At 68.2% G+C, this 24,102-nt stretch carries 21 protein-coding genes, 2 tRNA genes and 1 pseudogene; 8 read left to right on the forward strand and 16 right to left on the reverse strand.

All coding sequences use genetic code 11. The features are described from left to right. Positions 1–140: 140 nt before the first annotated feature. The 4 genes and pseudogenes from QH276_RS05700 to QH276_RS05715 all read right to left on the reverse strand — a co-directional run. Positions 141–1,001 (reverse strand): annotated as a pseudogene (locus tag QH276_RS05700) (alpha/beta fold hydrolase); the annotation flags it as partial. 38 nt (positions 1,002–1,039) lie between these two features. Continuing rightward, positions 1,040–1,270 carry a hypothetical protein gene (locus tag QH276_RS05705; protein ID WP_280398301.1) on the reverse strand — a complete coding sequence of 77 codons (231 nt, stop codon included), beginning with the start codon at positions 1,268–1,270 and terminating at the stop codon, positions 1,040–1,042. Between the two features lie 35 nt (positions 1,271–1,305). Beyond that, positions 1,306–1,989 (reverse strand): uracil-DNA glycosylase, encoded by a 684-nt coding sequence (locus QH276_RS05710; protein ID WP_280398302.1) that lies wholly within the window; start codon positions 1,987–1,989, stop codon positions 1,306–1,308. Positions 1,990–2,000: 11 nt separating this feature from the next. Further along, positions 2,001–3,014, reverse strand: coding sequence for a thiamine-phosphate kinase (locus QH276_RS05715; RefSeq protein ID WP_280398306.1), 1,014 nt, complete (start codon positions 3,012–3,014; stop codon positions 2,001–2,003). Positions 3,015–3,176: 162 nt separating this feature from the next. On the opposite strand from QH276_RS05715, the gene QH276_RS05720 reads away from it, so the two are divergent. After that, the gene (locus QH276_RS05720; RefSeq protein ID WP_280398303.1) at positions 3,177–3,809 is read left to right on the forward strand and encodes a DUF3515 domain-containing protein; all 633 of its coding nucleotides are present in this window, start codon (positions 3,177–3,179) and stop codon (positions 3,807–3,809) included. A 35-nt stretch (positions 3,810–3,844) separates the two neighbouring features. Here QH276_RS05720 and QH276_RS05725 read toward each other — a convergent pair whose 3' ends face one another. Beyond that, on the reverse strand, positions 3,845–4,960 hold the full coding sequence (locus QH276_RS05725; RefSeq protein ID WP_280398304.1) for a D-alanine--D-alanine ligase family protein: 1,116 nt from the start codon (positions 4,958–4,960) through the stop codon (positions 3,845–3,847). Between the two features lie 58 nt (positions 4,961–5,018). Continuing rightward, on the reverse strand, positions 5,019–6,014 hold the full coding sequence (locus QH276_RS05730) for an NAD(P)H-dependent glycerol-3-phosphate dehydrogenase (RefSeq protein ID WP_280398305.1): 996 nt from the start codon (positions 6,012–6,014) through the stop codon (positions 5,019–5,021). 30 nt (positions 6,015–6,044) lie between these two features. Here QH276_RS05730 and cofC point away from each other — a divergent pair, with 30 nt between their 5' ends. From cofC to QH276_RS05745, 3 genes are read left to right on the forward strand one after another with little or no spacing between them, the layout of a single operon-like run. Beyond that, positions 6,045–6,749 carry a 2-phospho-L-lactate guanylyltransferase gene (cofC, locus tag QH276_RS05735; protein ID WP_280406657.1) on the forward strand — a complete coding sequence of 235 codons (705 nt, stop codon included), beginning with the start codon at positions 6,045–6,047 and terminating at the stop codon, positions 6,747–6,749. A 52-nt stretch (positions 6,750–6,801) separates the two neighbouring features. Next, the gene (locus QH276_RS05740; protein WP_280397041.1) at positions 6,802–8,994 is read left to right on the forward strand and encodes an RNA degradosome polyphosphate kinase; all 2,193 of its coding nucleotides are present in this window, start codon (positions 6,802–6,804) and stop codon (positions 8,992–8,994) included. Next, positions 8,991–9,974 (forward strand): NUDIX hydrolase, encoded by a 984-nt coding sequence (locus QH276_RS05745; protein ID WP_280397040.1) that lies wholly within the window; start codon positions 8,991–8,993, stop codon positions 9,972–9,974. The genes QH276_RS05740 and QH276_RS05745 overlap by 4 nt, the downstream gene beginning before the upstream one ends. Before the next feature lie 202 nt (positions 9,975–10,176). Here QH276_RS05745 and QH276_RS05750 read toward each other — a convergent pair whose 3' ends face one another. The 3 genes from QH276_RS05750 to leuC all read right to left on the reverse strand — a co-directional run bounded on the left by QH276_RS05750 (position 10,177) and on the right by leuC (position 13,052). Beyond that, positions 10,177–10,818: an HU family DNA-binding protein gene (locus tag QH276_RS05750; protein ID WP_280397039.1), complete on the reverse strand. Its 642-nt coding sequence runs from the start codon at positions 10,816–10,818 to the stop codon at positions 10,177–10,179. 156 nt (positions 10,819–10,974) lie between these two features. Then, positions 10,975–11,583: a 3-isopropylmalate dehydratase small subunit gene (leuD, locus tag QH276_RS05755; protein WP_280397038.1), complete on the reverse strand. Its 609-nt coding sequence runs from the start codon at positions 11,581–11,583 to the stop codon at positions 10,975–10,977. Positions 11,584–11,636: 53 nt separating this feature from the next. Continuing rightward, the gene (gene leuC / locus QH276_RS05760) at positions 11,637–13,052 is read right to left on the reverse strand and encodes a 3-isopropylmalate dehydratase large subunit (RefSeq protein WP_280397037.1); all 1,416 of its coding nucleotides are present in this window, start codon (positions 13,050–13,052) and stop codon (positions 11,637–11,639) included. A gap of 144 nt (positions 13,053–13,196) precedes the next feature. On the opposite strand from leuC, the gene QH276_RS05765 reads away from it, so the two are divergent. From QH276_RS05765 to QH276_RS05775, 3 genes are all read left to right on the forward strand, one after another. Continuing rightward, complete coding sequence (locus QH276_RS05765; protein WP_280397036.1) at positions 13,197–13,898, forward strand: IclR family transcriptional regulator; 702 nt, start codon at positions 13,197–13,199, stop codon at positions 13,896–13,898. A gap of 34 nt (positions 13,899–13,932) precedes the next feature. After that, on the forward strand, positions 13,933–14,460 hold the full coding sequence (locus tag QH276_RS05770; RefSeq protein WP_280397035.1) for a pyridoxamine 5'-phosphate oxidase family protein: 528 nt from the start codon (positions 13,933–13,935) through the stop codon (positions 14,458–14,460). An 84-nt stretch (positions 14,461–14,544) separates the two neighbouring features. Then, on the forward strand, positions 14,545–15,141 hold the full coding sequence (locus tag QH276_RS05775) for a chloramphenicol phosphotransferase CPT family protein (protein WP_280397034.1): 597 nt from the start codon (positions 14,545–14,547) through the stop codon (positions 15,139–15,141). Positions 15,142–15,843: 702 nt separating this feature from the next. On the opposite strand, the gene QH276_RS05780 is transcribed toward QH276_RS05775, so the two are convergent. From QH276_RS05780 to QH276_RS05795, 4 genes are all read right to left on the reverse strand, one after another. Further along, positions 15,844–15,916 (reverse strand) — tRNA-Glu (locus QH276_RS05780). A 144-nt stretch (positions 15,917–16,060) separates the two neighbouring features. Next, positions 16,061–16,132 (reverse strand) — tRNA-Gln (locus QH276_RS05785). A gap of 296 nt (positions 16,133–16,428) precedes the next feature. Further along, positions 16,429–17,904: a glutamate--tRNA ligase gene (gene gltX, locus QH276_RS05790; protein ID WP_280401076.1), complete on the reverse strand. Its 1,476-nt coding sequence runs from the start codon at positions 17,902–17,904 to the stop codon at positions 16,429–16,431. Between the two features lie 13 nt (positions 17,905–17,917). Continuing rightward, positions 17,918–18,679: a fumarylacetoacetate hydrolase family protein gene (locus QH276_RS05795; protein WP_280401075.1), complete on the reverse strand. Its 762-nt coding sequence runs from the start codon at positions 18,677–18,679 to the stop codon at positions 17,918–17,920. 191 nt (positions 18,680–18,870) lie between these two features. On the opposite strand from QH276_RS05795, the gene QH276_RS05800 reads away from it, so the two are divergent. After that, entirely contained in the window at positions 18,871–20,097 is a 1,227-nt protein-coding gene (locus QH276_RS05800) for an MFS transporter (RefSeq protein ID WP_432278704.1), read from the forward strand. Between the two features lie 221 nt (positions 20,098–20,318). Here QH276_RS05800 and QH276_RS05805 read toward each other — a convergent pair whose 3' ends face one another. The 3 genes from QH276_RS05805 to serA form a co-directional block, all read right to left on the reverse strand. Then, entirely contained in the window at positions 20,319–20,921 is a 603-nt protein-coding gene (locus tag QH276_RS05805) for a Uma2 family endonuclease (RefSeq protein WP_280401074.1), read from the reverse strand. A 107-nt stretch (positions 20,922–21,028) separates the two neighbouring features. Continuing rightward, positions 21,029–22,036, reverse strand: coding sequence for a 3-isopropylmalate dehydrogenase (locus QH276_RS05810; RefSeq protein WP_280401078.1), 1,008 nt, complete (start codon positions 22,034–22,036; stop codon positions 21,029–21,031). A gap of 135 nt (positions 22,037–22,171) precedes the next feature. After that, positions 22,172–23,770: a phosphoglycerate dehydrogenase gene (serA, locus tag QH276_RS05815; RefSeq protein ID WP_280401073.1), complete on the reverse strand. Its 1,599-nt coding sequence runs from the start codon at positions 23,768–23,770 to the stop codon at positions 22,172–22,174. Positions 23,771–24,102 lie beyond the last annotated feature (332 nt).

The following is a 24,102-nucleotide window of genomic DNA, read 5'->3' on the forward strand; positions in this document are numbered from 1 at the left end:
CCCCCCCCCCCCCCCCCCCCCCCCCCCCCCCCCCCCCCCCCCCCCCCCCCCCCCCCCCCCCCCCCCCCCCCCCCCCCCCCCCCCCCCCCCCCCCCCCCCCCCCCCCGGCCCCCCCCCCCGGCGACGCCGTAGGCGGCGCAAATAAACACAGTGACCGCCTCGGTGAAGGCGTCGTTGTCGTCGCCGGCGGCGGTGTGGGCGGCGTTGCCGATTTCGGCGATCTCCGCGTGCGGGACCAGCTCCTGGAACTCGGCCGCGCCTTCCTCGCTGACCACATCGGATTGCATACCCCGCACCAGCAGCACCGGGATACGCAGCGCCCGGGCGACCCCTTCGAGGTCGGCGGCCATCTCGTCCGGATCCTGGCCTTTGTCGCCGAGAATGCCCGGGTCCCAGTGCCAGTACCAGCGCCCGTCACGCTGCCGGAGGTTGCGCAGCAGGCCCGCGCTGGATTTCGGGCGGGGCCGGTGCGGCATGTATTCGGCGACCGCGTCGGCGGCTTCGTCGAGGGTGGCGAACCCGTCGGGGTTCTTGCTCAGGAAGGTGAGGACCCGGTTGACCCCCGCGGGTTCGGGCCGGGTGACGATATCGACCAGGACGAGCGCGGAGATCGCCTCGCCGCCCGGGGCGGCGGTGGCCAGCAGCCCGGTGATCCCGCCCATACTCGCGCCGACCAGGACGGCCGGTCCCCCGCCGAGTTGTTCGATCACCGCGAGGACATCGCCGACCATGGTCTGGTAGCGGTAGTCACGGTCGAGCGCCCACTGGCTGTCGCCGTGACCGCGGGCGTCCAGGACGACCGCGCGCAACCCGGCGGCACCGAGCTGGGCGCCGGTCTGCTTCCAGGAGTGCCGCGTCTGGCCGCCGCCGTGCAGGAACAGCACGAGCGGGCCGTCGGATGGGCCGTACCGGTCCGCAACGAGCTCGATCCCGCCCACACCGCGGAGCCGCAGCTGGACGGGATCGAGCAGATAGTTCGCATTACTCACGATTTGCAGCATCGCAAATATGCGGACGTTACGGTGTACGAACGGGCAAATCAGCAGTCCAGGTCCATGGCGCTGAGGGTCCGCTGGAACAGGCATGCGCCCTTGGCGTTCACCGACGCGGAGATCGTGGACGAACCGGTCGAGGTGAAATCCTCGGCGACCGGCTCGGTGACCGGCTGCGCCGGTTCGAGGGTCAGCGGGGCCGCTCCGGCCGTCGCCCCGGCGGCGCCGGTCAGGGCGGCGCTCAGCGCGAGCGTGGCGGTGATGCCGCGCAGTTTCATGGTGTGCTCCTCACTTGTTTCCTTTTCGACGCCCGTCAGGGCAGGCGCCAGTCCACCGGTTCCGCGCCGAGTTCGTCCAGTAGTTCGTTGACCCGGGAGAACGGACGGGAACCGAAGAATCCTCGCGACGCCGACAACGGTGACGGATGCGCGGACTCGATACAGGGCACATCGGCCTCGGCCAGTGCCGGTTTCAGCGATGCCGCGTCGCGGCCCCACAAGACCGCGACCAGCGGTTCGCTGCGGCCCACGAGCGCGCGGATCGCCTGTTCGGTGACCTGCTCCCAGCCTTTGCCGCGATGCGACGCCGGTTTGCCCGGCGATACCGTCAGCACCCGGTTCAGCAGCAGCACGCCCTGATCCGACCAGGGGCTCAGATCACCGCTGGTGGGTGTCGGATGGCCGAGATCCTTGCTGTATTCGGCGAAGATATTGGCCAGGCTGCGCGGGACCGGCGAAACGTCCGGCGCCACCGAGAAGCTCAACCCCATGGGATGGCCGGGGGTCGGATAGGGGTCCTGGCCGACGATCAGCACCCGGACGGCCTCGAACGGATGCTGGAAGGCGCGCAGGACATTCTCCCCGGCGGGGAGGTATCCGCGGCCGGCGGCGTTCTCGGCACGAAGGAACTCACCCATGGCCGCTATCCGGTCGGCCACCGGATCCAATGCTTTCGCCCAGCCCGGATCGATGATTTCCGCGAGTGGTTTCGTGCCCATGACCGCACAACCTATCGTGAGTGGTCCGATTTCGCCGAGTCCGTCCCGGAGAAAGCCTCCCAGCCTCCGGGCCCGTCATACCGCTCGCCGTCGACGGTTACGCCCTGACCAGGTTCGATGACCCCGATGGGCGTCCAGCCGGGCGGCGGTGTCACCCCGGGTGACCAGACCCCGGCGAACACATGATCCTCCCCGCCGGTCAGGATCCATTGCCGCGCATCGGCTTCCAGCTCCGTGGCGAGCCGTTCCAGCTCCGGATCACGCAGGTGCGCGGTGTCCACCGCTACCGCCACCCCCGACGCCGCGGCCAGATGCCCGAGATCGGCGAGCAAACCGTCGGAGATATCGGTGAGTGCGGCCGGCGGGGTGCCGGTGGTCATGGCCGCACGGACCGTGTCGTAGTCCGGTCGCGGCGCCCGGTGCGCCGCCGCGGCCATCCCCGCGAGGGAGTCGCCGTAGTCGCGCGTCGCATCCGGGTGTGAACCTGTCAGGAGTTCGAAACCGGCGGCGGACCAGCCCGGGCGGCCCGCGATCGCGACCGTGCCGCCCACCCGCGCGCCGGACCGGGTGACCGGCTGCTCGCCCAGCGGATCCCCGAACGCCGTGACGGAGATCACCACCTGTTCGCTGCGCACGATATCGCCACCCGCGATCGAACCGCCGGCCCGCGCCGCTTCGGCCCAGAACCCGTCCGCGAGCTCCGTGACGACATCAACCGGTGCATGCCCGGGCAACCCCAGGCCGATCACATACCCGACCGGTGCGGCGCCCATCGCATAGATATCGGCGGCGTTCTGTGCGATGGCTTTCCGCCCGATCTCCTCCGGCCGGGACAGGTCGAGCCGGAAATGCCGCTCCTCGATCAACATATCCGTGCTCACCACGTACTGGCCGCGAGCCGCGGTCAGTACCGCGGCATCGTCGCCGGGTCCGAGCCGAATGGCCGGTCCCTGCGCCCGGCCCGCGTTGATCCGGTCGATCAGGGCGAATTCGCCCAGGTCGCGCACTGTCGGTCGGGTGCTGATCGTGGGACCTCTCTCACTCGTCGCCGCCGCGGGGCCGGCCTGGTTGCCCGGTGCCTCGCACCCGGCGTTCTCCGCCCTGACGGTACTCTGTGCCCGGTGCACCGCCGCGGCGGCCGAAGCGGACCGCAGTGCGGCAACGGACCGCAGAAAGGAACGTCGAGCATGCCGGGGACATCGCCGGACGAAGACGCCGGGGCCCCGGCCGAAGCCGAGAAGGCACCGGCCGCCACCGCGACCGCCGACGCCGCGGAAATCGAACGCCGCCCCTATTCGCCCGCGCTCATCGCGACCGCGGTGGCGCTGCCGGTAGCCCTGCTGGTCGGGGTCGTGGTGGCGGCGGTGATCGTGCTGCGCGGCCCGGCGGAACCGGAACCGCTGGCACTCGGCCCGGTTCCGGCGCCCGCTGCCGACGGCCCGGCCTGTTCCGCCCTCCTGCCCGCACTACCCGCGGAACTCGGCGATTTCAGCCGAGCCACCCTTGTCGAACCCGCACCCCCGGCGACCGCGGCCTGGCAGCGCTCCGGCGGCGGCGATCCGATCATCCTGCGGTGCGGCCTGGACCGCCCGCTGGAGTTCCACCGGGCCTCACCGTTGCAGCTGGTCAACGGCGTGCAATGGTTCGAGGTGCGCGACGACACCGCGGCCACCGCCACCTGGTTCGCCGTGGACCGCGAAACCTATATCGCCCTCACCGTTCCCGACGGCTCCGGCCCGACCCCACTGCAGGTGGTGTCCGACACCATCACCGCGCACCTGCCGGCGCAGCCGATCGATCCGGGCGAGCTGCCCAACTGAGACCCCGGCGCGCGCCCGGGGACCGCCCGTCGCGCTCAGCGCAACCCCGTGCCGCGGGCGAGAGCGGTGTCGACGAGATGGGTCAGGAGCTCCGAGTAGCCCACCCCGGACTCCTGCCACATCCGCGGGTACATGGAGATCGGCGTGAAACCGGGCATGGTGTTGATCTCGTTGATCACCGGACCGTCCTCGGTGACGAAGAAGTCCACCCGGGCCAGCCCCTGGCAGTCCAGTGCGCGGAAGGCGCGCACCGCCATGGCCCGGACCTCGTCGGCGATCTCGTCGTCGAGTTTGGCCGGGACATCGAATTCGCAGATGTCGTCGAGGTATTTGGTGTCGAAATCGTAGAACGCGGGCCCGGGTTCTTCCCCGGCGTCGGCGTCGGCGAGGTCCTCCGGCATCCGGATTTCGGCGAGCACACTGGCCTCCACCCGGCCGTCCGGGAATTCCAGTACCCCGCATTCGACCTCGCGGCCGGCGATTCCGGCTTCCACGATCACCTTCGGATCGTGTTCGCGGGCGGTGGCGATCGCGGCGTCCAGCCCCGCCCAGTCGGTGACCTTGGTGATCCCGATCGAGGAACCGCCGCGGGCCGGTTTGACGAAGACCGGCAGCCCGAGCCGCTGCCGATCCTCCGGGGTCACGGTGGCGGTGCCCGGCCGCAGCACCACCTGCACGCCGATGGGCAGGCCGTCGGCGGCGAGCAGTTTCTTGGTGAATTCCTTGTCCATCCCGGCGGCACTGGCCAGGACACCGGGCCCCACATAGGGGATACCGGCGAGTTCCAGCATTCCCTGGACTGTGCCGTCCTCACCGAACGCCCCGTGCAGAACCGGGAACACCACATCGACGGTTTCGAGAGCCGTACGCGGGTCGTCGAGCGCGACCAGCGTTCCGGCGCGACTCGGATCGGCGGCCAGCACCAGTTCGGTGCCGCCGCCGGTCACCGACGGCAGCGTCCGGTCGTGCCTGGCCAGGGCCGCGATATCGATATCGGCGAGCATCCAGGTACCGGCCGGGGTGATACCGATGGGCACCGCCTCGAACCGCTGCGGATCCAGATTGCGCAGCACCGCACCGGCCGATACGCACGACACCGTGTGCTCGTTACTGCGACCGCCGAAAACCACGGCAACTCTGATCCGACTCATGCCCGGAACGGTACCCTGTCGCGGCCCCCGGTAACCGTGGCGCACCGCCGTCTACGGCTCATTCGGGTTTGATCTGGCGGCCCAGCAGTTTCTCCAGCGCCGACTGCACCTCCAGCCCCTCGTGACACACCTGGTGCACGGCCTCGGTCAGCGGCATCTCCACCCCGTGGGCGACGGCCAGAGCCCGGACCGAGGTGCAGGACTTCACGCCCTCGGCGATCTGCCCATGAGTCGCTTCCTGCGCGGCCTGCATGGAGCCGCCGGAACCGAGGACCTGGCCGAAGGACCGGTTACGCGACAGCGGCGAGGTGCAGGTCGCGATGAGATCGCCGACTCCCGCGAGCCCGGCCAGGGTCACCGGTTCGGCGCCGAGCGCCATTCCGAGCCGGATGATCTCGGCGAGGCCGCGGGTCATCAGCGCGGCGATGGAGTTATCGCCGAAACCCATTCCCGAAGCGATCCCGCAGGCCAGCGCGATGACGTTTTTACAGGCCCCGCCGATTTCACAGCCGACCACATCGGTGTTGGTGTAGGGCCGGAAATAACTGGTGACGCACGCTTGCTGCACCGCGGCCGCCCGCTGCGCGTCGGTGCACCCGACCACGGTGGCCGCCGGCTGACCGGCGGCGAGTTCCCCGGCGAGGTTGGGCCCGGACAGCACCGCGATACGCCCCGGATCGGCACCGGTGACCTCCGCGATCACCTCGCTCATCCGCAGCAGGGTGCCGCTCTCGATACCCTTGGCCACGCTCAGCAGGGTGGCGTCGGGGCCGATGGCCGGTGCCCAGGTCTTCAGGTTCCCGCGCAGTGCTTGCGAGGGCACCGCGAGTACGACGATATCGGCGCCGGCCATGGCCCGGGCGTAGTCGGCGGTGGCGGTGACGGGCGGTAGCTGTACGCCCGGCAGGTAGTAGGGGTTGCGGTGGTCGGTCGCCAGCGCTTCGGCGACCTCGGGCCGGCGGGCCCAGATGGTGACCTCGGTCCCCGCGTCCGCCAACACCTTCGCCAGTGTCGTACCCCACGATCCCGCGCCCATTACCGCCGCCCTCGTCATCAGCCCAATATGCCATGACAGGATGAGGCCATGTGCCCGCACTCCGTGCACGCCGTGATCGCGGTGAAATCCCTGGACAGCGCCAAGAGCCGGCTCGCCGGTGTGCTGGCCCCGGCGCATCGGTCCCGGCTGGTGCTGGCCATGTTCACCGATACCGCGGCCGCGGCCGCGGCCGTCGAGGCGATCGCCGGGATCACCGTCGTCACCCCAGACCCGGCGGTCGCGGCGGCGGCCCAGGGGCTGGGCGCCGACGTCCATCCCGAACCGGCGGGTGCCGGCGCCGATCCGGACGGACTCAATACCGCGCTCGCCGCCGCGGCGGCGGCCATCCGGTCGCAGCATCCGGCGGTGGGTGTGCTGGCGTTGCAGGCCGATTTGCCCGGACTGTGCCCGCAGGAGCTGGCCGCCGTGCTGGCCGCCGCCCCCACCGGCTCCCGGGCGCTGGTCGCCGATCACGCCGGCACCGGGACCGCGGCCCTCTTCGCGCCCGCCGGAATCCCGTTGCGACCACGGTTCGGCCGTGATTCCGCTCACCGTCATCGCGCCGACGGGGCCCGCGAACTATCCGGCGACTGGCCGGGGTTGCGCCAGGATGTCGACACCGCCGCGGATCTGGCTGCCGTGCAATCGCTGGGCACCGGACCGGCGACCACCGCTCTGCTGCGTGAACTCGGTTTGCCATACCGTGTTCGCGAGCCGGTCACCCAGGTGTGCGGTCCGGTCGCCACCTCGTGAACTGGAGATAACAGTCACCGCCCGTCCATGCACACCATGCGGTTCGTAAGGGATGATCGTAGGTGTGAGCGATACGGAAACCGTCAAGCAGCAACAGGTGCTACCCACCCCGCCTCCGGCCGCCACCCAGATCCCCGCAGACGGCAATGTCCCGCGTTTGCCGGCCGATCGCTACCTCAACCGGGAGCTGAGCTGGCTCGATTTCAACGCCCGGGTGCTGGCGCTGGCGGAGGACGGTTCGCTGCCGCTGCTGGAACGCGCCAAATTCCTGGCCATCTTCGCCTCGAATCTCGACGAGTTCTATATGGTCCGCGTCGCCGGTCTCAAACGCCGCGCCGAAACGGGGCTTTCGGTGCGCTCGGCCGACGGCCGGTCACCGAGCGAACAGCTCGCCCTGATCGCGGCCCGCACCCAGGATCTCGCCGTCCGCCATGCCGAGGTGTTCCTCACCGAAGTGCTGCCCGCGCTCACCGCGGAGGGTATCGAGATCATCGACTGGGCCGATCTGCACGAGGCCGAACGGGAGCGGCTGTCCGCGCACTTCCAGGACCAGGTGTTCCCCGTGCTCACACCCCTCGCTGTGGACCCGGCCCATCCGTTCCCCTATATCAGCGGGCTCAGCCTCAATCTCGCGGTGACCGTGCAGGACCAATCCACCGGCGGCGAGCACTTCGCGCGGGTGAAGGTCCCCGACAATGTGGACCGGTTCGTCCGGGTGCGGCGCCCCGGCACCGGTAACGGCGCGTCGATCGCGGCGTTCCTGCCGATGGAGGCGCTGATCGCCGCGCATCTGGACCAGCTGTTCCCCGGGATGACGGTCGTCGAACACCATTCGTTCCGGATCACCCGCAACGCGGATTTCGAGGTCGACGAGGATCGCGACGAAGATCTGCTGCAGGCACTGGAGCGGGAATTGGCCCGCCGGCGCTTCGGATCGCCGGTCCGGCTCGAGGTTTCCGACGATATGACCGAGCATATGCTCGATCTGCTGTTGCGCGAACTCGAGGTGGATCCGGCCGATGTGATCCAGGTGCCGGGCCTGCTGGACCTGTCCTGTCTGTGGCAGGTGTACGGGGTCGACCGCCCGAATCTCAAGGACGCCCCCTACGTTCCCGCGACCCCGCCGGCGTTCGGCGAACGCGAAACCCCGCGCAATGTCTTCGCCGCGCTGCGCGAGGGCGATGTGCTGGTGCACCACCCGTACGATTCCTTCTCCACCAGCGTGCAGCGTTTCATCGAGCAGGCCGCCGCCGACCCGCAGGTGCTGGCCATCAAACAAACCCTGTACCGCACCTCCGGTGATTCGCCCATCGTGAACGCGCTCATCGATGCCGCCGAAGCCGGTAAACAAGTGGTGGCGCTGGTGGAGATCAAGGCCCGGTTCGACGAGCAGGCCAACATCAAATGGGCCCGCACGCTGGAACAGGCCGGGGTCCACGTGGTCTACGGCCTGGTCGGGCTGAAAACGCATTGCAAGACCTGCCTGGTGGTACGCCGGGAGGGTTCCACCATCCGCCGCTACTGCCATATCGGCACCGGGAACTACAACCCGAAGACCGCGCGCCTGTACGAGGATGTCGGCCTGCTCACCGCGGCCCCCGAAATCGGCGCCGACCTCACCGATCTGTTCAACTCGCTCACCGGCTATTCCCGGAAGGCCGATTACCGCAATATCCTCGTGGCCCCGCACGGGATCCGGGCCGGCATCATCTCCCGGATCGACCGCGAGATCGAACTGGCCCGCGCGGGCGCCGACGCCCGGATCCGGCTCAAGGCCAACGCGCTTGTCGACGAACAGGTCATCGACGCCCTCTACCGCGCCTCGCAGGCGGGGGTCCCGGTGCAGATCGTCGTCCGCAGTATCTGCGGACTGCGGGCGGGAGTGCCCGGGATGAGCGAGAACATCGAAGTCCGGTCCATCCTGGGCCGGGTGCTGGAGCATTCCCGGCTGCTCAACTTCAAAGCCCAGGACGAGTTCTGGATCGGCAGCGCCGATATGATGCACCGCAACCTCGACCGGCGGGTGGAGGTGATGGCGCAGGTGAAGGATCCGAAACTGCGCGAACGGCTGGACGGCATCCTGGAATCCGCGCTGCATCCGATGACTCGCTGCTGGGTGCTGGATCCCGACGGTAATTGGCGATCCAGCCCGGATCGGGAGGGTACCGGCCCCGCCGGCGACGGCATCGAGGTCCGCGACCACCAGGTCGAATTGATGCGCTTACGCCGCCCGGGTCAGCAGTGAACGGCACGCATCAACCACCGTCCTATCCGGATCCCCGGATCACACCCAATATTCACGCTGCGGGCACCGTGCTGTGGCGGCACGCGCCCGATTCCGCCGGCGGGATCGAAATCGCGGTCATCCACCGGCCGAAGTACGGGGATTGGTCGCTGCCCAAAGGCAAACTCGATCCCGGCGAAACCCCGGTACTGGCCGCGGCCCGGGAAACCGCGGAGGAGACCGGTCTACGGCCCCGGCTGGGCCGCTATCTCGGTAAGGTCACCTATCCGATCCCGGGGCACCGGCGGACGAAACGCGTTGATTATTGGGCGGCCGACGTCGCCGGCGGGGAGTTCACCGCCAACCAGGAAGTCGACGAACTCACCTGGTGCCCGCTGGAGACGGTGATGTCGGCGCTGTCGTATCCGATGGATCGCCGGATCGTGCGGGCTTTCACCCGGCTGCCGATGGATACCCGGACCGTCCTGGTGGTCCGGCACGCCAAGGCTGGTCGCCGCGACCGCTTCCGCGGCCCGGACGCCCAGCGTCCGCTCGAACTCGCCGGTTATCAGCAGGCGCTGGCGCTGGTACCGAATCTGCTCGCGTTCGGCGCGCGGACGGTGTATTCGGCCGAACCGCTGCGCTGTGTGCAGACGGTGGCACCGCTGGCCGAGGAACTGGGGGCCGAGGTGGCGGTGGAACCGCTGCTCGGCGATATCGAATATGCCGCTGATACAGACAAGGCGCGCGAGCACATCCGGTCGTTGGCCCTGTCCGCCGAGCCGGTGCCCGTCCTGTGCAGTCAGGGCGACACCATTCCGGATCTCATCGGCTGGTGGGCGGAGCGGGACGGAATAACGCTGTCACCCGCACGCACCCGGAAAGGGTCGGTGTGGGTGCTGTCGTTCGCCGGCGACCGGCTGGTCGCCGCCGATCATCTGGACCGATCGCTATCGGTCGATACTGCACCGGCGACCGAGGCCGCCGAACAGGCCGAGTAGACCTCTGGCAGGCCTGTCCACCACCGCCGGCCGTGGACACGGTCACGCCCCCGGGGATCGCCCGGGGGCTGGTCCGTCCGGCGTTTCGGTTGTGGAGGTCACGAGTTGCCCGGCCGAGATACGGCCGGCGGTACTCGTCGACGCGCACCGTTCGCGGGTCGGAAAGCCGTCGGGGATTTCCGCGGCATCCGCGGGCGTAGGGTCAGCGCGCCTTCTTGGCGGCGGTCTTCTTGGCCGTGGTGGTCCGCTTCGCGGTGGTGGCCTTCTTCGTCGCCGTGGTCTTCTTGGCCGTCGCCTTGGCGGTGGTCTTCTTCGCCGCTGCCTTGGCGGGGCTCTTCTTGGCGGTGGTCTTCCGGGCCGCCGTCTTGGTGGCCGCCTTCTTGGCGGCGGTGCTCTTGGCCGGCGCCTTGGTGGCGGTCTTCCGTGCCGTTGTTTTGGCGGGCGCCTTGGTGGCCGACTTCTTGGCGGTGGTTTTCTTCGCCGTCGTCTTCTTGGCCGTGGATTTCTTGGCCGCCACAGGAGCATTGACACCGCGTTTCACGGCGGGGCCTGTTGCCGCGAGCTTCTGTTTACCCGCGATTACCGCCTTGAACTGGGCACCCGGCCGGAACGCCGGCACCGAAGTGGGCTTCACCTTGACGGTTTCCCCGGTGCGCGGATTACGTGCGACGCGGGCCGCCCGCTTGCGCTGTTCGAACACACCGAATCCGGTGATGGTGACGCTCTGCCCTTTGTGTACCGCACGCACGATGGTGTCGACCACATGCTCGACTGCCGCGGTGGCCGTGCGCCTGTCAGTACCCAACTTTTCGGTCAGAACGTCGATCAGTTCCGCCTTGTTCATTGAATCCTCCGCAGACTAATGGCCCGTCGTCGGACCGACTAGGTACCACGGTAAACCCACATTGGGCAAGAGTCTATGTGCCACGCCAAAATTCATGTGGCCTAGCACACGCACAGCTACCGCGTCATCCGAGACCCCACTAAGAGGCCCAGAACATTACGCCTGCGAAATAGGTTCGGGAAGGGTCTTTGGTTTCCAACCCGGCCTTGCCTTTTCGAACTCGGCGATCACATCGCTACGCCGGAGGGTCAGACCGATGTCGTCCAAACCTTCCAGCAGGCGCCACCTGGTGTAGTCGTCAATATCGAACGGCAACACGACGGTTCCCGCGGTCACCGTGCGCTCTTGGAGGTCGACAACCAATTCCAGTCCGGGCTGTTCCTCGAGCATCTTCCAGAGCATTTCGACATCATTCTGTGACATTCGCGCAGCGAGTAGACCGCCCTTGCCCGCATTACCGCGGAAGATGTCGGCGAAACGTGAAGAGATAACTACTCGAAAGCCGTAGTCCATGAGCGCCCAGACCGCGTGCTCACGCGACGATCCGGTGCCGAAATCCGGTCCCGCGACGAGTACGGTGCCGCGCTTGTACGGTTCGGTGTTCAGAATGAAGTTCTCATCGCCGCGCCACGCGGCGAACAGGCCGTCTTCGAATCCTGTTCGAGTCACGCGCTTCAGATAGACGGCGGGGATGATCTGGTCGGTGTCCACATTGGACCGGCGCAGCGGAACACCGATCCCCTTGTGCACGGTGAAGGCATCCATCGTATTTCTCCTGTTTCGGGCTGTTCGTGGGTTTCGGAATGCGGCGCGGCGGCTCAGTTCAGATCGGCGGGCGCCGACAGCGTGCCGCGCACCGCGGTGGCCGCGGCGACCAAGGGCGACACCAGATGGGTGCGCCCACCTTTGCCCTGCCGTCCCTCGAAGTTGCGATTGGAGGTGGAAGCACAGCGCTGACCGGGCTCGAGCTGATCCGGGTTCATCCCCAGGCACATCGAGCAGCCGGCCTGCCGCCATTCGGCGCCGGCCGCGGTGAAGATCTCGCCGAGCCCCTCGGCCTCGGCCTGTTCGCGCACCCGCATGGACCCCGGCACCACCAGCATCCGCACCCCGTCGGCGACCTTGCGGCCCTTCAGGACATCGGCCACGGCCCGCAGATCCTCGATCCGGCCGTTGGTGCACGACCCCACGAAAACGGTGTCCACCGTGACCTCGCGCAGCGGCATACCCGGGGTCAAATCCATGTATCGCAGCGCCTTCTCCGCCGATTCCCGCGCGGTTTCGTCGGCGATCTGCGCCGGGTCCGGCACATTCGCGCCGAGCGGCAAACCCTGCCCCGGATTGGTGCCCCAGGTGACGAACGGTGTCAGCGCGGAGGCGTCGATATGCACTTCCCGATCGAAAACGGCGTCGTCGTCGGTCTTCAGCTCCTCCCATGCCCGCACCGCGGCATCCCAGTCGGCCCCCTGCGGGGCGTGCGGGCGGCCTTTCAAGAACTCGTAGGTGGTTTCGTCGGGCGCGATCATCCCGGCCCGCGCCCCCGCTTCGATGGACATATTGCAGATCGTCATCCGCGCTTCCATCGACATTTTCCTAATGGCCTCACCCCGGTACTCGAGCACATATCCCTGCCCGCCACCGGTACCGATTTCGGCGATCACCGCCAGAATGAGGTCTTTACTGGTGACTCCCGGCGGCAGTTCCCCGTCGACGGTGATGGCCATCGTCTTGAACGGCCGCAGCGACAACGTCTGTGTGGCCAGGACATGTTCGACCTCGCTGGTCCCGATTCCCATGGCCAGCGCGCCGAACGCGCCGTGGGTGGAGGTATGGCTGTCGCCGCACACCACAGTCGTACCCGGCTGGGTGAGTCCCAGCTGCGGGCCGACCACGTGCACGATGCCCTGTTCCCGGTCGCCCATCGGGTGCAGCCGGATACCGAATTCCGCGCAGTTACGGCGCAGCGTCTCCACCTGGGTGCGCGAAATCGGGTCGGCGATGGGTTTGTCGATATCGACGGTCGGGACGTTGTGATCCTCGGTGGCGATGGTGAGATCCGGCCGGCGGACCGGCCGGCCCGCCGCGCGCAGCCCGTCGAAGGCCTGCGGGCTGGTCACCTCGTGCACGAGATGCAGATCGATGTAGATCAGATCGGGTTCGCGCGCTTCGCCCTCCCCTTCGCCGCGGGCGACGACGTGCTGTTCCCATACCTTCTCGGCCAGCGTACGTGGCATTGTTGCGATCACCTTTCGGGCCGGGCACCCGCCCGGACTCACCCGCGGCGGATACGCGCTAGCTGGATTATCGCGACCTCATCCCACGACCCACCTGGGCTGTTCATGATGGCATCTCAGAATGCAGGACGCTAATATCGTTGTATGAGACAGCATAGCGGTATCGGCGTTCTGGACAAAGCGGTGGCAGTGCTGTATGCGGTCGCCGAGCAGCCCTGCGGTCTCAACGAGTTGTGCGAACGCACCGGCCTGCCCCGTGCCACCGCGCACCGGCTCGCGGTGGGCCTGGAAACGCATCGCCTGCTGGCCCGTAACGGTGACGGCGCCTGGCGGCCCGGCCCCGCGCTCGGCGAACTCGCCGCCGGCGCCGCCGATCCCCTGCTCGAGGCCGCGAGTTCGATCCTGCCGCGGCTGCGCGAGATCACCGGCGAAAGCGTGCAGCTGTACTGCCTCGACGGCAGCCAACGGGTCTGCGTCGCCGCACTGGAACCACCGGCCGGGTTACGCGATACCGTCCCGATCGGTTCCCGGCTGCCGCTCACCGCGGGTTCGGCCGCGAAGGTCCTGGTCGCCTGGGCCGATCCGGAGCTGCAGCGCAGCGTGCTCGCCGAGGCGGTGTTCACCGAACGCACGCTCGCCGATGTCCGGAAAAGAGGCTGGGCGCAGAGCGCCGGGGAGCGCGCGGCCGGGGTCGCGAGCATTTCGGCCCCCGTCCGCGATCAGCAGGGTGCCGTCGTCGCCGCCATCTCCGTCTCCGGTCCGATCGACCGTATCGGCCGCCGCCCCGGCGCCCGCTGGGCGGCCGATCTGGTCGCGGCCGCGGATGCGCTGCATCGCCGGATCTGAGCGGCGGGCAGGCGCCGTCACTTATGGTGGCCTGATGGGAGTGAACCAACGGTCACAGATCGTGATGACCGATACCGAGATCACCGATTTCCTCACCCGCAGCCGTGTAGCCACCCTGGCCACCCTGGACGCGAACGGGAAACCGCATCTCACCGCCATGTGGTACGCGCTGATCGCCGATCCGGACCGCCCCGGCTCCGTCCCCGAACTCTGGTTCGAGACGAAGGGCAAATCCCAGAAAGCGGTGAACCTGCGCCGCAACCCGACGGTCACCTGCATGGTCGAGGCCGGTCAGACGTACGACACCCTGCGCGGCGTTTCCATCGAAGGCCACGCCGAAGTGATCGACGACCCCGAGAAACTGTTCGCCGTCGGCGTCAGCGTCTGGGAGCGCTACACCGGCCCGTACACCGACGATATGCGCCAGTACGTCGAAGGCATGCTGAACAAGCGCGTGGCGGTACGCGTGGTCCCCGACCGCATCCGCAGCTGGGATCACCGCAAACTCGGCCTCCCCGCAATGCCTCTGGGCGGTTCCACCGCCGGCGCCCTCGACGACTGAACCACCAGCCCGGGTGGTGCCGATCACCCGGGCGGGACCGCCGCCGGTAGCGAGTCACAGGACGCATCGCGCCACCATGGACTGATGACGGACATGTCCGGCGCGGGTCGTGCGGGCGAGAGCACCCCAGGCCAGGTTGTTCTCCTCAACGGGGTCTCGAGCGCCGGGAAGACCAGCATCGCCCGCAGGCTGCTGACCGACCTCGACCGGCCGTTCTTCCACATGGGCGTCGATATGTTCGGCGCCATGCGTTCGGAATCCCGCACCCACGAACTCGATCCGGACGCCCTCGCGAGAGTCCTGCGCAGGACGCGCGCCGGCTTCCACCGCGCCGTCGCCGGCATGGCCCGGGCAGGCAACGACATCGTCATGGATCACGTCCTGAGCGAACCGTGGCGGCTGTCCGACTGTTTGGCGGTACTGACCGGTATGGACGTAGTTTTCATCGGCGTCCACTGCCCACCCGCGGAACTCCGGCGCCGCGAACGGCACCGCCCGGACCGCGCCCCCGGCACCGCGGCCCGGCAACTCGATTCGGTCCACGCCCACGCGATCTACGATCTCGAAGTCGATACCGCCGCCGCCTCCTCCGAGGAATGTTCCGCCGCCATCAAAGCCTTCCTCAACCGCACCCCCGAAAACCGGGCTTTCGACCGGCTTCGGGCCGCGGCCGACCGCTGATCCCCTCCACCCGTGCCCTCTCCACCGGATGCCACGGAACCCCCGGCCGTCGTCCGCAAAGCGTGGCAGCAGGTCGCCACCGACTACCCGTCACCAACCGCCCGAGATCAACCGGCCATGTCCACACCCGCATATACAGAAGCAGCAGATACCGGTTGTGTTCTTCATCACCGCAGCCCGGTCCCGGAGACCGACTCAACCTCCGCCCCACCGCGCTCCGCCCCACCTCGAACAACCGGCCCGCCATAACCCCCCGTCAAAGGGGTCCAGGGGCGCAAGCCCCGGCACCAACCTCCGTAGGAATCCACTTCACGAAGAGGCCAGGATGGCAAGCCTCGGCACCAGCCCCACAGGAACCCCTCCACGGGAGCGAGTCGCCGCCACCACCTCAACCGAGCTTCCGAGACCACCCGCCACCAACGCATCCCCAGGCAACCAACCGCAAAGGGATCCAGGGGCGCAGCCCCGGCACCAGCCTCCGTCAGGAATCCGATCCGTGGAGGGGGGTCCAGGGGGCGCCGAGCCCCCTGGTCGGGGCGCGGGGGGTGGACCCCCCCAAAAAATTGGGGATAAGCAAATGCCCCAGCGCTACCTGGGCATGGGGCGGGCCGCAGTGTTGCCCCGCCGGGTTTTGGACCCCCGCAAAACATTGCGAATCAGCAAAGGCCCATGCTCTCCATGAGCATGGGCCTGCCAGCTGAGTAGCCCCGACGGGATTTGAACCCGCGCTACCGCCTTGAGAGGGCGGCGTCCTAGGCCGCTAGACGACGGGGCCAGGACTTTGATCAACTCCTGCGAGCGGATCGTGGATCTTGCGATCCGAAGCTCGATCAGCGTAACCGACCGAGCGTTGGCGACCAAATCGCCTGGATGTTCGTTCCGCACCGCATCTGGAGGATGTAGTAGAGACCGATCTCCGCTGGGGTACCAGGACTCGAACCTAGAATGGCTGAACCAGAATCAGCTGTGTTGCCAATTACACCATACCCCAATGACCTGGGCTTTCGGCTTCGTCGCTGGCTGCGGCGGCACCGTCGTTCCGGCCGAGAAAGAGAGTACCAAACTGTTCGGGGGAAACTACAAATCGCCTGGTCAGACCGGGGTTCCTGCGGATCGGCAGCACGGTTCGGCGGATCGCGGCCGGCGCCGGACGCCCCGGCCGCCGGCCCCGCCACGCGCCGGGCGCCGCCCGGGCCCCGCTGCCGGGAAAGCCGTCCGCGGCCACGGCCTGACCCGGCGCCGCCCCCGGGCCGCCTCGTGCGGTATCCCCGAGCGCGGCGCCCGTGATCATTCGGCGGGCGCGACCCATTCCCGTCCGGCGCGCAGCCGGCGCATGGTTTCCTCGCGGCCGAGCAGTTCCATGGATTCGTAGAGCGGGGGGCTGATATGCGATCCGGTGACCGCGACCCGTACCGGTGCGAAGGCTTTTCTGGGTTTCAGTTCGAGCCGTTCGATGAGTGCCGCTTTCAGCGCTTCTTCTATTTCTCCGGCAGTCCACGCGGTGAGCGGTTCGAGCGCTTCCACGGTCACGTCCAGTACCGGCCGGGCGGCTTCGCCGAGGTTTTTCTTCCCGGCCGCCGGGTCGATTGCGAAGTCGTCGGCGGGGGCGAACAGGAAGCGGAGCAGATCCCAGGCGTCGGCGAGTACCACAATTCGCGTTTGGACCAATTCCGCGGCCTCGGCGAAGACTTTTTCGTCGATTCCTTCACCGATATACCCGTGCCGAATGAAGTATTCGCGCAAACGTCCGGCGAAATCGGCGGGAGCGAGCATCCGGATATGCTCGGCGTTGATCGCGTCGGCTTTTTTCTGGTCGAAACGCGCCGGGTTCGAGTTGACCTTCGAGATGTCGAAGGCGGCGATCATCTCGTCCATGGTGAACACATCGTGGTCGTCGGCGATGCTCCAGCCGAGTAGCGCGAGGTAATTCAGCAACCCTTCGGGGATGAAGCCGCGGTCACGATGCAGGAACAGATTGGATTCGGGGTCACGTTTGGAGAGTTTCTTGTTTCCCTGGCCCATGACGAAGGGCAGGTGCCCGAATTCGGGGGTGAAGTCGGTGACCCCGATGCGCTGCAGGGCCGCGTAGAGGGCGAGCTGGCGTGGGGTGGAGGAGAGCAGGTCTTCGCCGCGCAGCACGTGCGTGATGCGCATGGTGGCGTCGTCGACGGGGTTCACCAGCGTGTAGAGGGGGTCGCCGGTGCCGCGGGTGAGCGCGAAGTCGGGGACGGTGCCGGCTTTGAAGGTGGTTTCGCCGCGGACGAGATCGTGCCAGGTGAGGTCGGTGTCGGGCATCCGCAGCCGGACCACGGCACCGCGGCCGGCGGCCTTGTATTCGGCGATCTGCTCGGGCGTCAGGTCGCGGTCGTAATTGTCGTAGCCGAGTTTCGGGTCCCGTCCGGCGGCGCGGTGCCGCGCCTCGACTTCGTCTGGCGTGGAGAAGGATTCGTATGCTTCACCCGCGTCGAGCAATTTCTGTACGACGTCGAGGTGGATATCCCGGCGCTGCGATTGCCGGTACGGCGCATAGGGTCCACCGATTTCGGGGCCCTCGTCCCATTCGAGCCCGAGCCACCGCAATGCGTCCAGGAGCGCCAGATAGGATTCTTCGGAATCCCGTGCGGCATCGGTGTCTTCGATTCGGAAGACGAAGGCGCCACCGTGATGTTTGGCGTAGGCCCAGTTGAACAGTGCGGTGCGGATGAGCCCGACATGCGGTGTCCCGGTGGGCGACGGGCAGAAACGGACCCGTACGTTTGTCATGTCTCTCTTTCGGTCAGCGTTTGGCGGCAACGGGATTGGTGAGTGTACCGATTCCGGAGACGGTTACCGAGACACTTTGGCCGTCTTTCATGGGGCCGACACCTTCGGGCGTGCCGGTGAGAATCACATCACCGGGCAGCAGGGTCATCACCCGGGTGACCCATTCGATGATTTCCGGAATATCGTGCAGCAGTAGCGATGTGGTGCTGCGCTGCTTGACTTCACCGTCGAGTTCGGTGGTGATCTCGAGGTCGGCCGGGTCGAGTTCGGTTTCGATCCAGGGGCCGAGCGGGCAGAAGGTGTCGTAGCCTTTCGCCCGTGTCCATTGCCCGTCCCGGGCCTGCTGATCGCGTGCGGTGACGTCGTTGGCGACGGTGTAGCCGAGGATCACATCCTTGGCGCGGGCGGCGGTGACGTCTTTGCACGGCCGCCCGATCACCACGGCGAGTTCGCCCTCGAAATCGACCCGCGATGAACTGGGCGGCAGCTGGATGGGCACGTTCGGCCCGATGATGGAGGTGTTCGGTTTGATGAAGATCACCGGTTCCTCCGGCGCCTGCCCGCCGAATTCGGCGGCGTGCGCGGCATAGTTCTTGCCCACGCAGATCACCTTGCTGGCCAGGATGGGGGCGAGCAGGCGGATATCGGCCAGCGGCCAGCTCCGGCCGGTGAACGTCGGGGTGCCGAACGGGTGTTCGGCGATTTCTTTGGCGGTCTCGCCGTCGATGGCGACGAAAGCGACCCCGTCGGGGCTGGCAACTCGACCTAGACGCATGGTCGGAGTCTATCCAGCCGGGTACACCAGCCCGAATGCGCCCGACCGGTCGGCATGCCGGAAGCGGTGAAAAATATGACACTGCCTGGTACAGGCGTGGGCGAGCGGTGTACGGTGAGCAGCGCAGTTCAGAGATTGAGAAGCGAATCCCATATATTGAGACTCGCTGTTGTATTCCGAAATGGGGCACGATGGCGCACAGTTCACCGGCGACCACCCCGGTCGCCGCGCCCGGAAACCGGCGGGCACAGGTCTCCCCGGTCCGCCGCTGGCTCATGCTCGCGCTGGGCGTCTTCGCCCAGACCTCGAGCGCGATCTTCGTCCACGGTGTCCCGTTCCTGCTGCCCGCGCTCACGGCCGGTGGTATGCCACTGCCCACGGCCGGGCTGCTGGTCGCGCTGCCGACCGTCGGGCTGTGCTGCACCCTCATCGCCTGGGGGTATCTGGTCGACCGGCTCGGTGAACGCCTGGCGCTGGTGGCCGGACCGCTGATCATGTGCGTGGCCGGTGTGGCGGCCGCCTTCACCACCGGCTACGTCCTGCTCGGAATCCTGCTGTTCCTCGGCGGTACGGGTGCGGCCAGTACCAACGGCGCCAGCGGCCGGGTGATCGTCGGCTGGTTCCCGCCCGAACGCCGCGGCCTGGCCATGGGGATCCGGCAGACCGGCCAGCCCCTCGGGGTCGGGATCGGTGCTCTGTCCATCCCCTTGGTCGCGGACGGATTCGGTATCGCGACGGCGCTGCTGGTCCCCGCTGTGCTGGCGGGTGTGGCGGCCGTGGCCTGCCTGATCGGCATCATCGACCCGCCGCGCCCCCCGCGCGCCGAATCCACCGGCGCCAACCCGTACCGCGCCGGGGGCACGCTGTGGCGGATCCACGGGGTTTCGATCCTGCTGGTCATCCCGCAGGGCACTGTCTGGACCTTCGCCCTGCTGTGGTTGCACCGCGATATCGGCTGGTCCCTGGCCGCCGCCGGCGCCCTGGTCACCGGTACTCAGGTGCTGGGCGCCCTGGGCCGCATCGGCGCGGGCGCCTGGTCCGATCGGATGGGTAGCCGGATGCGCCCACTGCGCCTGATCGCCGTCGCCGCGGTCACCACCATGGCCCTGCTCGCCCTGACCGCTTGGACCGAATGGTGGTGGGCGGCAATACCGTTGATGGTGATCGCCTCGGTGGTCTCGGTCGCCGACAACGGCCTGGCGTTCACCGCCATCGCCGAACTCGCCGGCCCCTACTGGAGCGGCCGCGGCCTGGGCATCCAGAACACCGGCCAGAACCTGATGATCGCCGCCGTCCCCCCGGTTCTGGGCACGGTGATCACCGCCACCGGCTTCCCCGCGGCCTATCTCGTGGCCGCCGCCCTCGCCGCGGCCGCCATCCCCATGGTTCCGGTGCGACGGGAAAAACCCCTGGCCTGACCGCCGCGCGTCGAGGCCCCGGCTGTCACAGCGCTCGACGCGCCGTGGATCGGTGGCCGGCCCGTGTCTGCTCGCGCACTTCCGGCAAGCCCTCGACCGAGGCTCGGTGAGTGCGCGGTCTTGCCGCCCGGCATGCCGACGCCGACCGGGCGGGATCGTCATACGCCGGCCGAAACCAGACGATCATCGCCGAGGCATGCCGCTGTACCTGGCAGCGCCGGTCACATATCGATGAGCACGGCGGGATCGAAGCTCACCCGGACCGGTAGATCGAGCTCGAGCTCGGCGCCGAACTCACGACCTTCGCCTACCGGTGGTTCGAACCTATAGGCACCACCCTCGAGGATGCCCCGGTGGATCTGGATTGTCGGCTGATGTTCGACGATCCAGTACTGCGGAATCCCCAAACCCGCGTACTCCCGGACCTTACGGACCCTGTCGGTGCGTTCGCTGCCGCTGCCCGGCGACACGACCTCGACCACCAGCTGCACATCCATCCCGGGAATCAGCTTCGGCGACTCTTCGACAATGGCGGCGCGCGCGACCGACTTCGGAATCACGAACACATCGGGTTTGCGGACACCCGAGGGTGTACTGATCTCCCACTCCCCACCATCGCAGACGAACACCTCCGCGTTCTCGGCGGCACTACGAAGTCGCCGAGCGAGTGACCAGCCGATGTAGTTGTGCCGTGCCCCCGCTGCTACCTCGACCAACCACCCGTCTTCGAGTTCGAATCCCTTACCGTCTTCTGGAAGGTCGTAGAGATCCAGCACCGTGTACGGGCCGAAGCCTGCATCACTGGTGGCGTGCCACGCGGTCATGCTGCCCTCCAAGCGCTTGGGCCGTCCATCGGGGATATGCCCAGGTATCCCCGATGGTATCGGATACGCACCTTGGTTTCGTCGGGAGAAGTGACGGAACTTCCAGGTCAGAGCGAGGCCGCGAGCCGGTCGCCGATCTCGGTGGTGGAGGCGGTGCCGGTGCGACCCGACAGATCCTTGGCCACCGCGTCCTGGATGCGGGCGGCGGCCGCGGTTTCGCCCTTGTGCTCGAGCAGCAGGGAGACCGAGAGGATGGCGGCGGTCGGGTCGGCCTTGGACTGGCCGGCGATATCGGGGGCGCTGCCGTGGACCGGTTCGAACATGCTCGGGTTGGTGCCGGTGGCGTCGATATTGCCGCTGGCCGCCAAGCCGATACCGCCGCTCACCGCGGCGGCGAGATCGGTGATGATATCGCCGAACAGGTTGTCGGTGACGATCACATCGAAACGGCCCGGGTCGTTGACCATGTGGATGGTGGCGGCGTCGATGTGCTGGTAGGCCACCTGAACCTCGGGGAACTCGGCACCGACCGCGTCGACGGTCCGCTGCCACAGCGAACCGGCGAAGGTCAGCACGTTGGTCTTGTGCACGAGGGTGAGGTGCTTACGGCGGGCCTGCGCCTTTGCGAAGGCGTAGCGGACCACGCGTTCGACGCCGAAGCGGGTGTTGGTGCTGACCTCGGTGGCGACCTCGTGCGGGGTGTCGACCCGGATGGCGCCGCCGGTGCCGGTGTAGGGGCCCTCGGTGCCTTCGCGTACGACCACGAAATCGATATCCGGGGTCCCGGCGAGCGGGCTGCCGACACCCGGATACAACTTGGACGGCCGCAGATTCACGTGATGGTCGAGCGCGAACCGGGTGCGCAGCAGCAGGCCGCGTTCCAGGATCCCGCTGGGCACCGAAGGGTCACCGATCGCGCCGAGCAGGATCGCGTCGTGCTGCTTCAGTTCCGGCAGCACCGAGTCCGGCAGGATCTCGCCGGTCGCGTGGTAGCGCTTGGCGCCGAGATCGTATTCGGTGCGTTCCACGCCGGGCAGTACCACATCGAGCACTTTGAGCGCCTCGGCGACGACCTCCGGGCCGATACCGTCACCGGGGATCACGGCGAGCTTCATGACAACCACGCTTTCTGGATACGACGTGCCGCGAGCCGTCGCGGCCGGCGGGCCGGATGCGGCCGCCACTGGACAGGTATTCTGCGCCGCTCCGCCCGGATGCCGGACACCCGGGCGGAGCGGTGCACCGCTACATCAGAACAGGTCGACCAGCGCGACCTTGCCGGCGCCCACGGCGTCCGCGATCTCGGAGCGCACCGATTCCGGTACCTCCTTGTTGACCCGCAGCACCACGGTGGCGCCTTCCTTGTTGGCGTCCTGGGTGAGCTGGGCGGCGAGAATATCGATCTCGGCGGCGCCCAGCGCGGTGCCGACCTTGCCCAGCGCGCCCGGCCGGTCCTCGTAGTTGAGGACGGCCAGGTTGATGCCCTCGGCGCGCATATCGTAGTTGCGGCCGTTGATGTTGACGATCTTCTCGACCTGAGCCGGTTCGGTGAGCGCGCCGGCGACATTGATGGTGCGCCCGTCGCCGAAGACCGCGCGCAGATCCACCAGGCTGCGGTGGCTGGGACTTTCGGTGACGGTGGTGACCTCGGCGCTGATCCCGCGCTCCTGCGCCAGGGCGGGGGCGTTGACGAAGGTGACCTGGTCGTCGACGTGCGCGGAGAACACCCCGCGCAGCGCGGCCAGTTGCAGCACCTCGACCTCGGAGGCGGCGAGTTCGCCGCGCACCTGCACCTCGAGGCTCACCGGCAGTTCGTCGGCCAGCGCACCCAGCAGGGCACCCTGTTTGCGGACCAGATCCAGCCAGGGCGCAACCTCGTCGCCGACCACCCCGCCGGTGACGTTCACCGCGCCCGGCACGAATTCACCGGCCAGCGCCAGCAGCACGGATTTCGCGACATCGGTACCGGCCCGGTCCTGCGCTTCGCTGGTGGAGGCACCCAGATGCGGGGTCACCACGACCTGCGGCAGTTCGAACAACGGGCTGTCGGTGCAGGGCTCGGTTTCGTAGACGTCGATACCGGCGGCCCGCACATGCCCGGACTTGATGGCCTCGGCCAGCGCCGCCTCGTCCACCAGGCCGCCGCGGGCGGCGTTGACGATGATCACGCCGGGCTTGGTCTTGGCGATCGCTTCCTTGCCGAGGATGCCCTTGGTTTCCGGTGTCTTCGGCAGGTGGATGGAGATGAGGTCGGCCCGCTCCAGCACCTCGTCGAGGCTGAGCAGTTCGATACCGAGCTGGGCGGCGCGCGCCGGGGAAACGTAGGGGTCGTAGGCGACGATTTTGGTTTCGAAGGCCGCCAGCCGGGCCGCGAACAGCTGCCCGATCCGGCCGAGGCCGATCACGCCGACGGTTTTGCCGAAGATCTCCACACCGTTGAAGCTGCTGCGCTTCCAGGTGTGCTCGCGCAGGGTGGCATCGGCGGCCGGGATCTGGCGGGCCGCGCTCAGCATGAGCGTGACGGCGTGCTCGGCGGCGGTGTGGATATTCGAGGTGGGCGCGTTGACGACCATGACACCGCGCTCGGTGGCGGCCGGGACGTCGACGTTGTCCAAGCCCACCCCGGCCCGGGCGACGATCTTCAGGTTTTTACCGGCTTCGAGCACCTCGGCATCGACAGTGGTGGCCGAGCGTACGAGCAGCGCGTCGGCCTCCGGCACCGCGGCCAGCAGGGCGGGCCGGTCGGGGCCGTCGACCCAGCGGACCTCGACACCGTCACCGAGCGCATCGACGGTCGACTGGGCGAGCTTGTCGGCGATCAGAACTACAGGACGGCCTGCTTGGCTCACGGTGGGGTTCTCCTGGATGAAGGGGACGGCCAGTTGACGCGGCCAAGCTTAGTTCCAGCGGATCGGGCCGCCGCCCGCCCCCTCGCGGTCGCCCGCGGCCGGACCTGTCGCAACCAGCACCGGCCGGGTCGGGCAGGTGGGCGGAATCACGCTTCCGGCGGCCGCCGGCTCGGTGATCCGTGGCCCGTGAACCGGGGGGCCCCCCCCCCCCCCCCCCCGGGGGGGGGCCGGGGGGGGGGGGGGGGGGGGGGAGCGCAACAGCAGCCGCGAGACGGGGGGAAGAGCCCGGAGCAGATGTGGGAGCGCGGGGGGGGGGGGTGTGAGTAGAGGAG

Origin of the sequence: Nocardia carnea (assembly GCF_029869215.1) — a bacterium.
Lineage (GTDB): Bacteria > Actinomycetota > Actinomycetes > Mycobacteriales > Mycobacteriaceae > Nocardia > Nocardia carnea_B.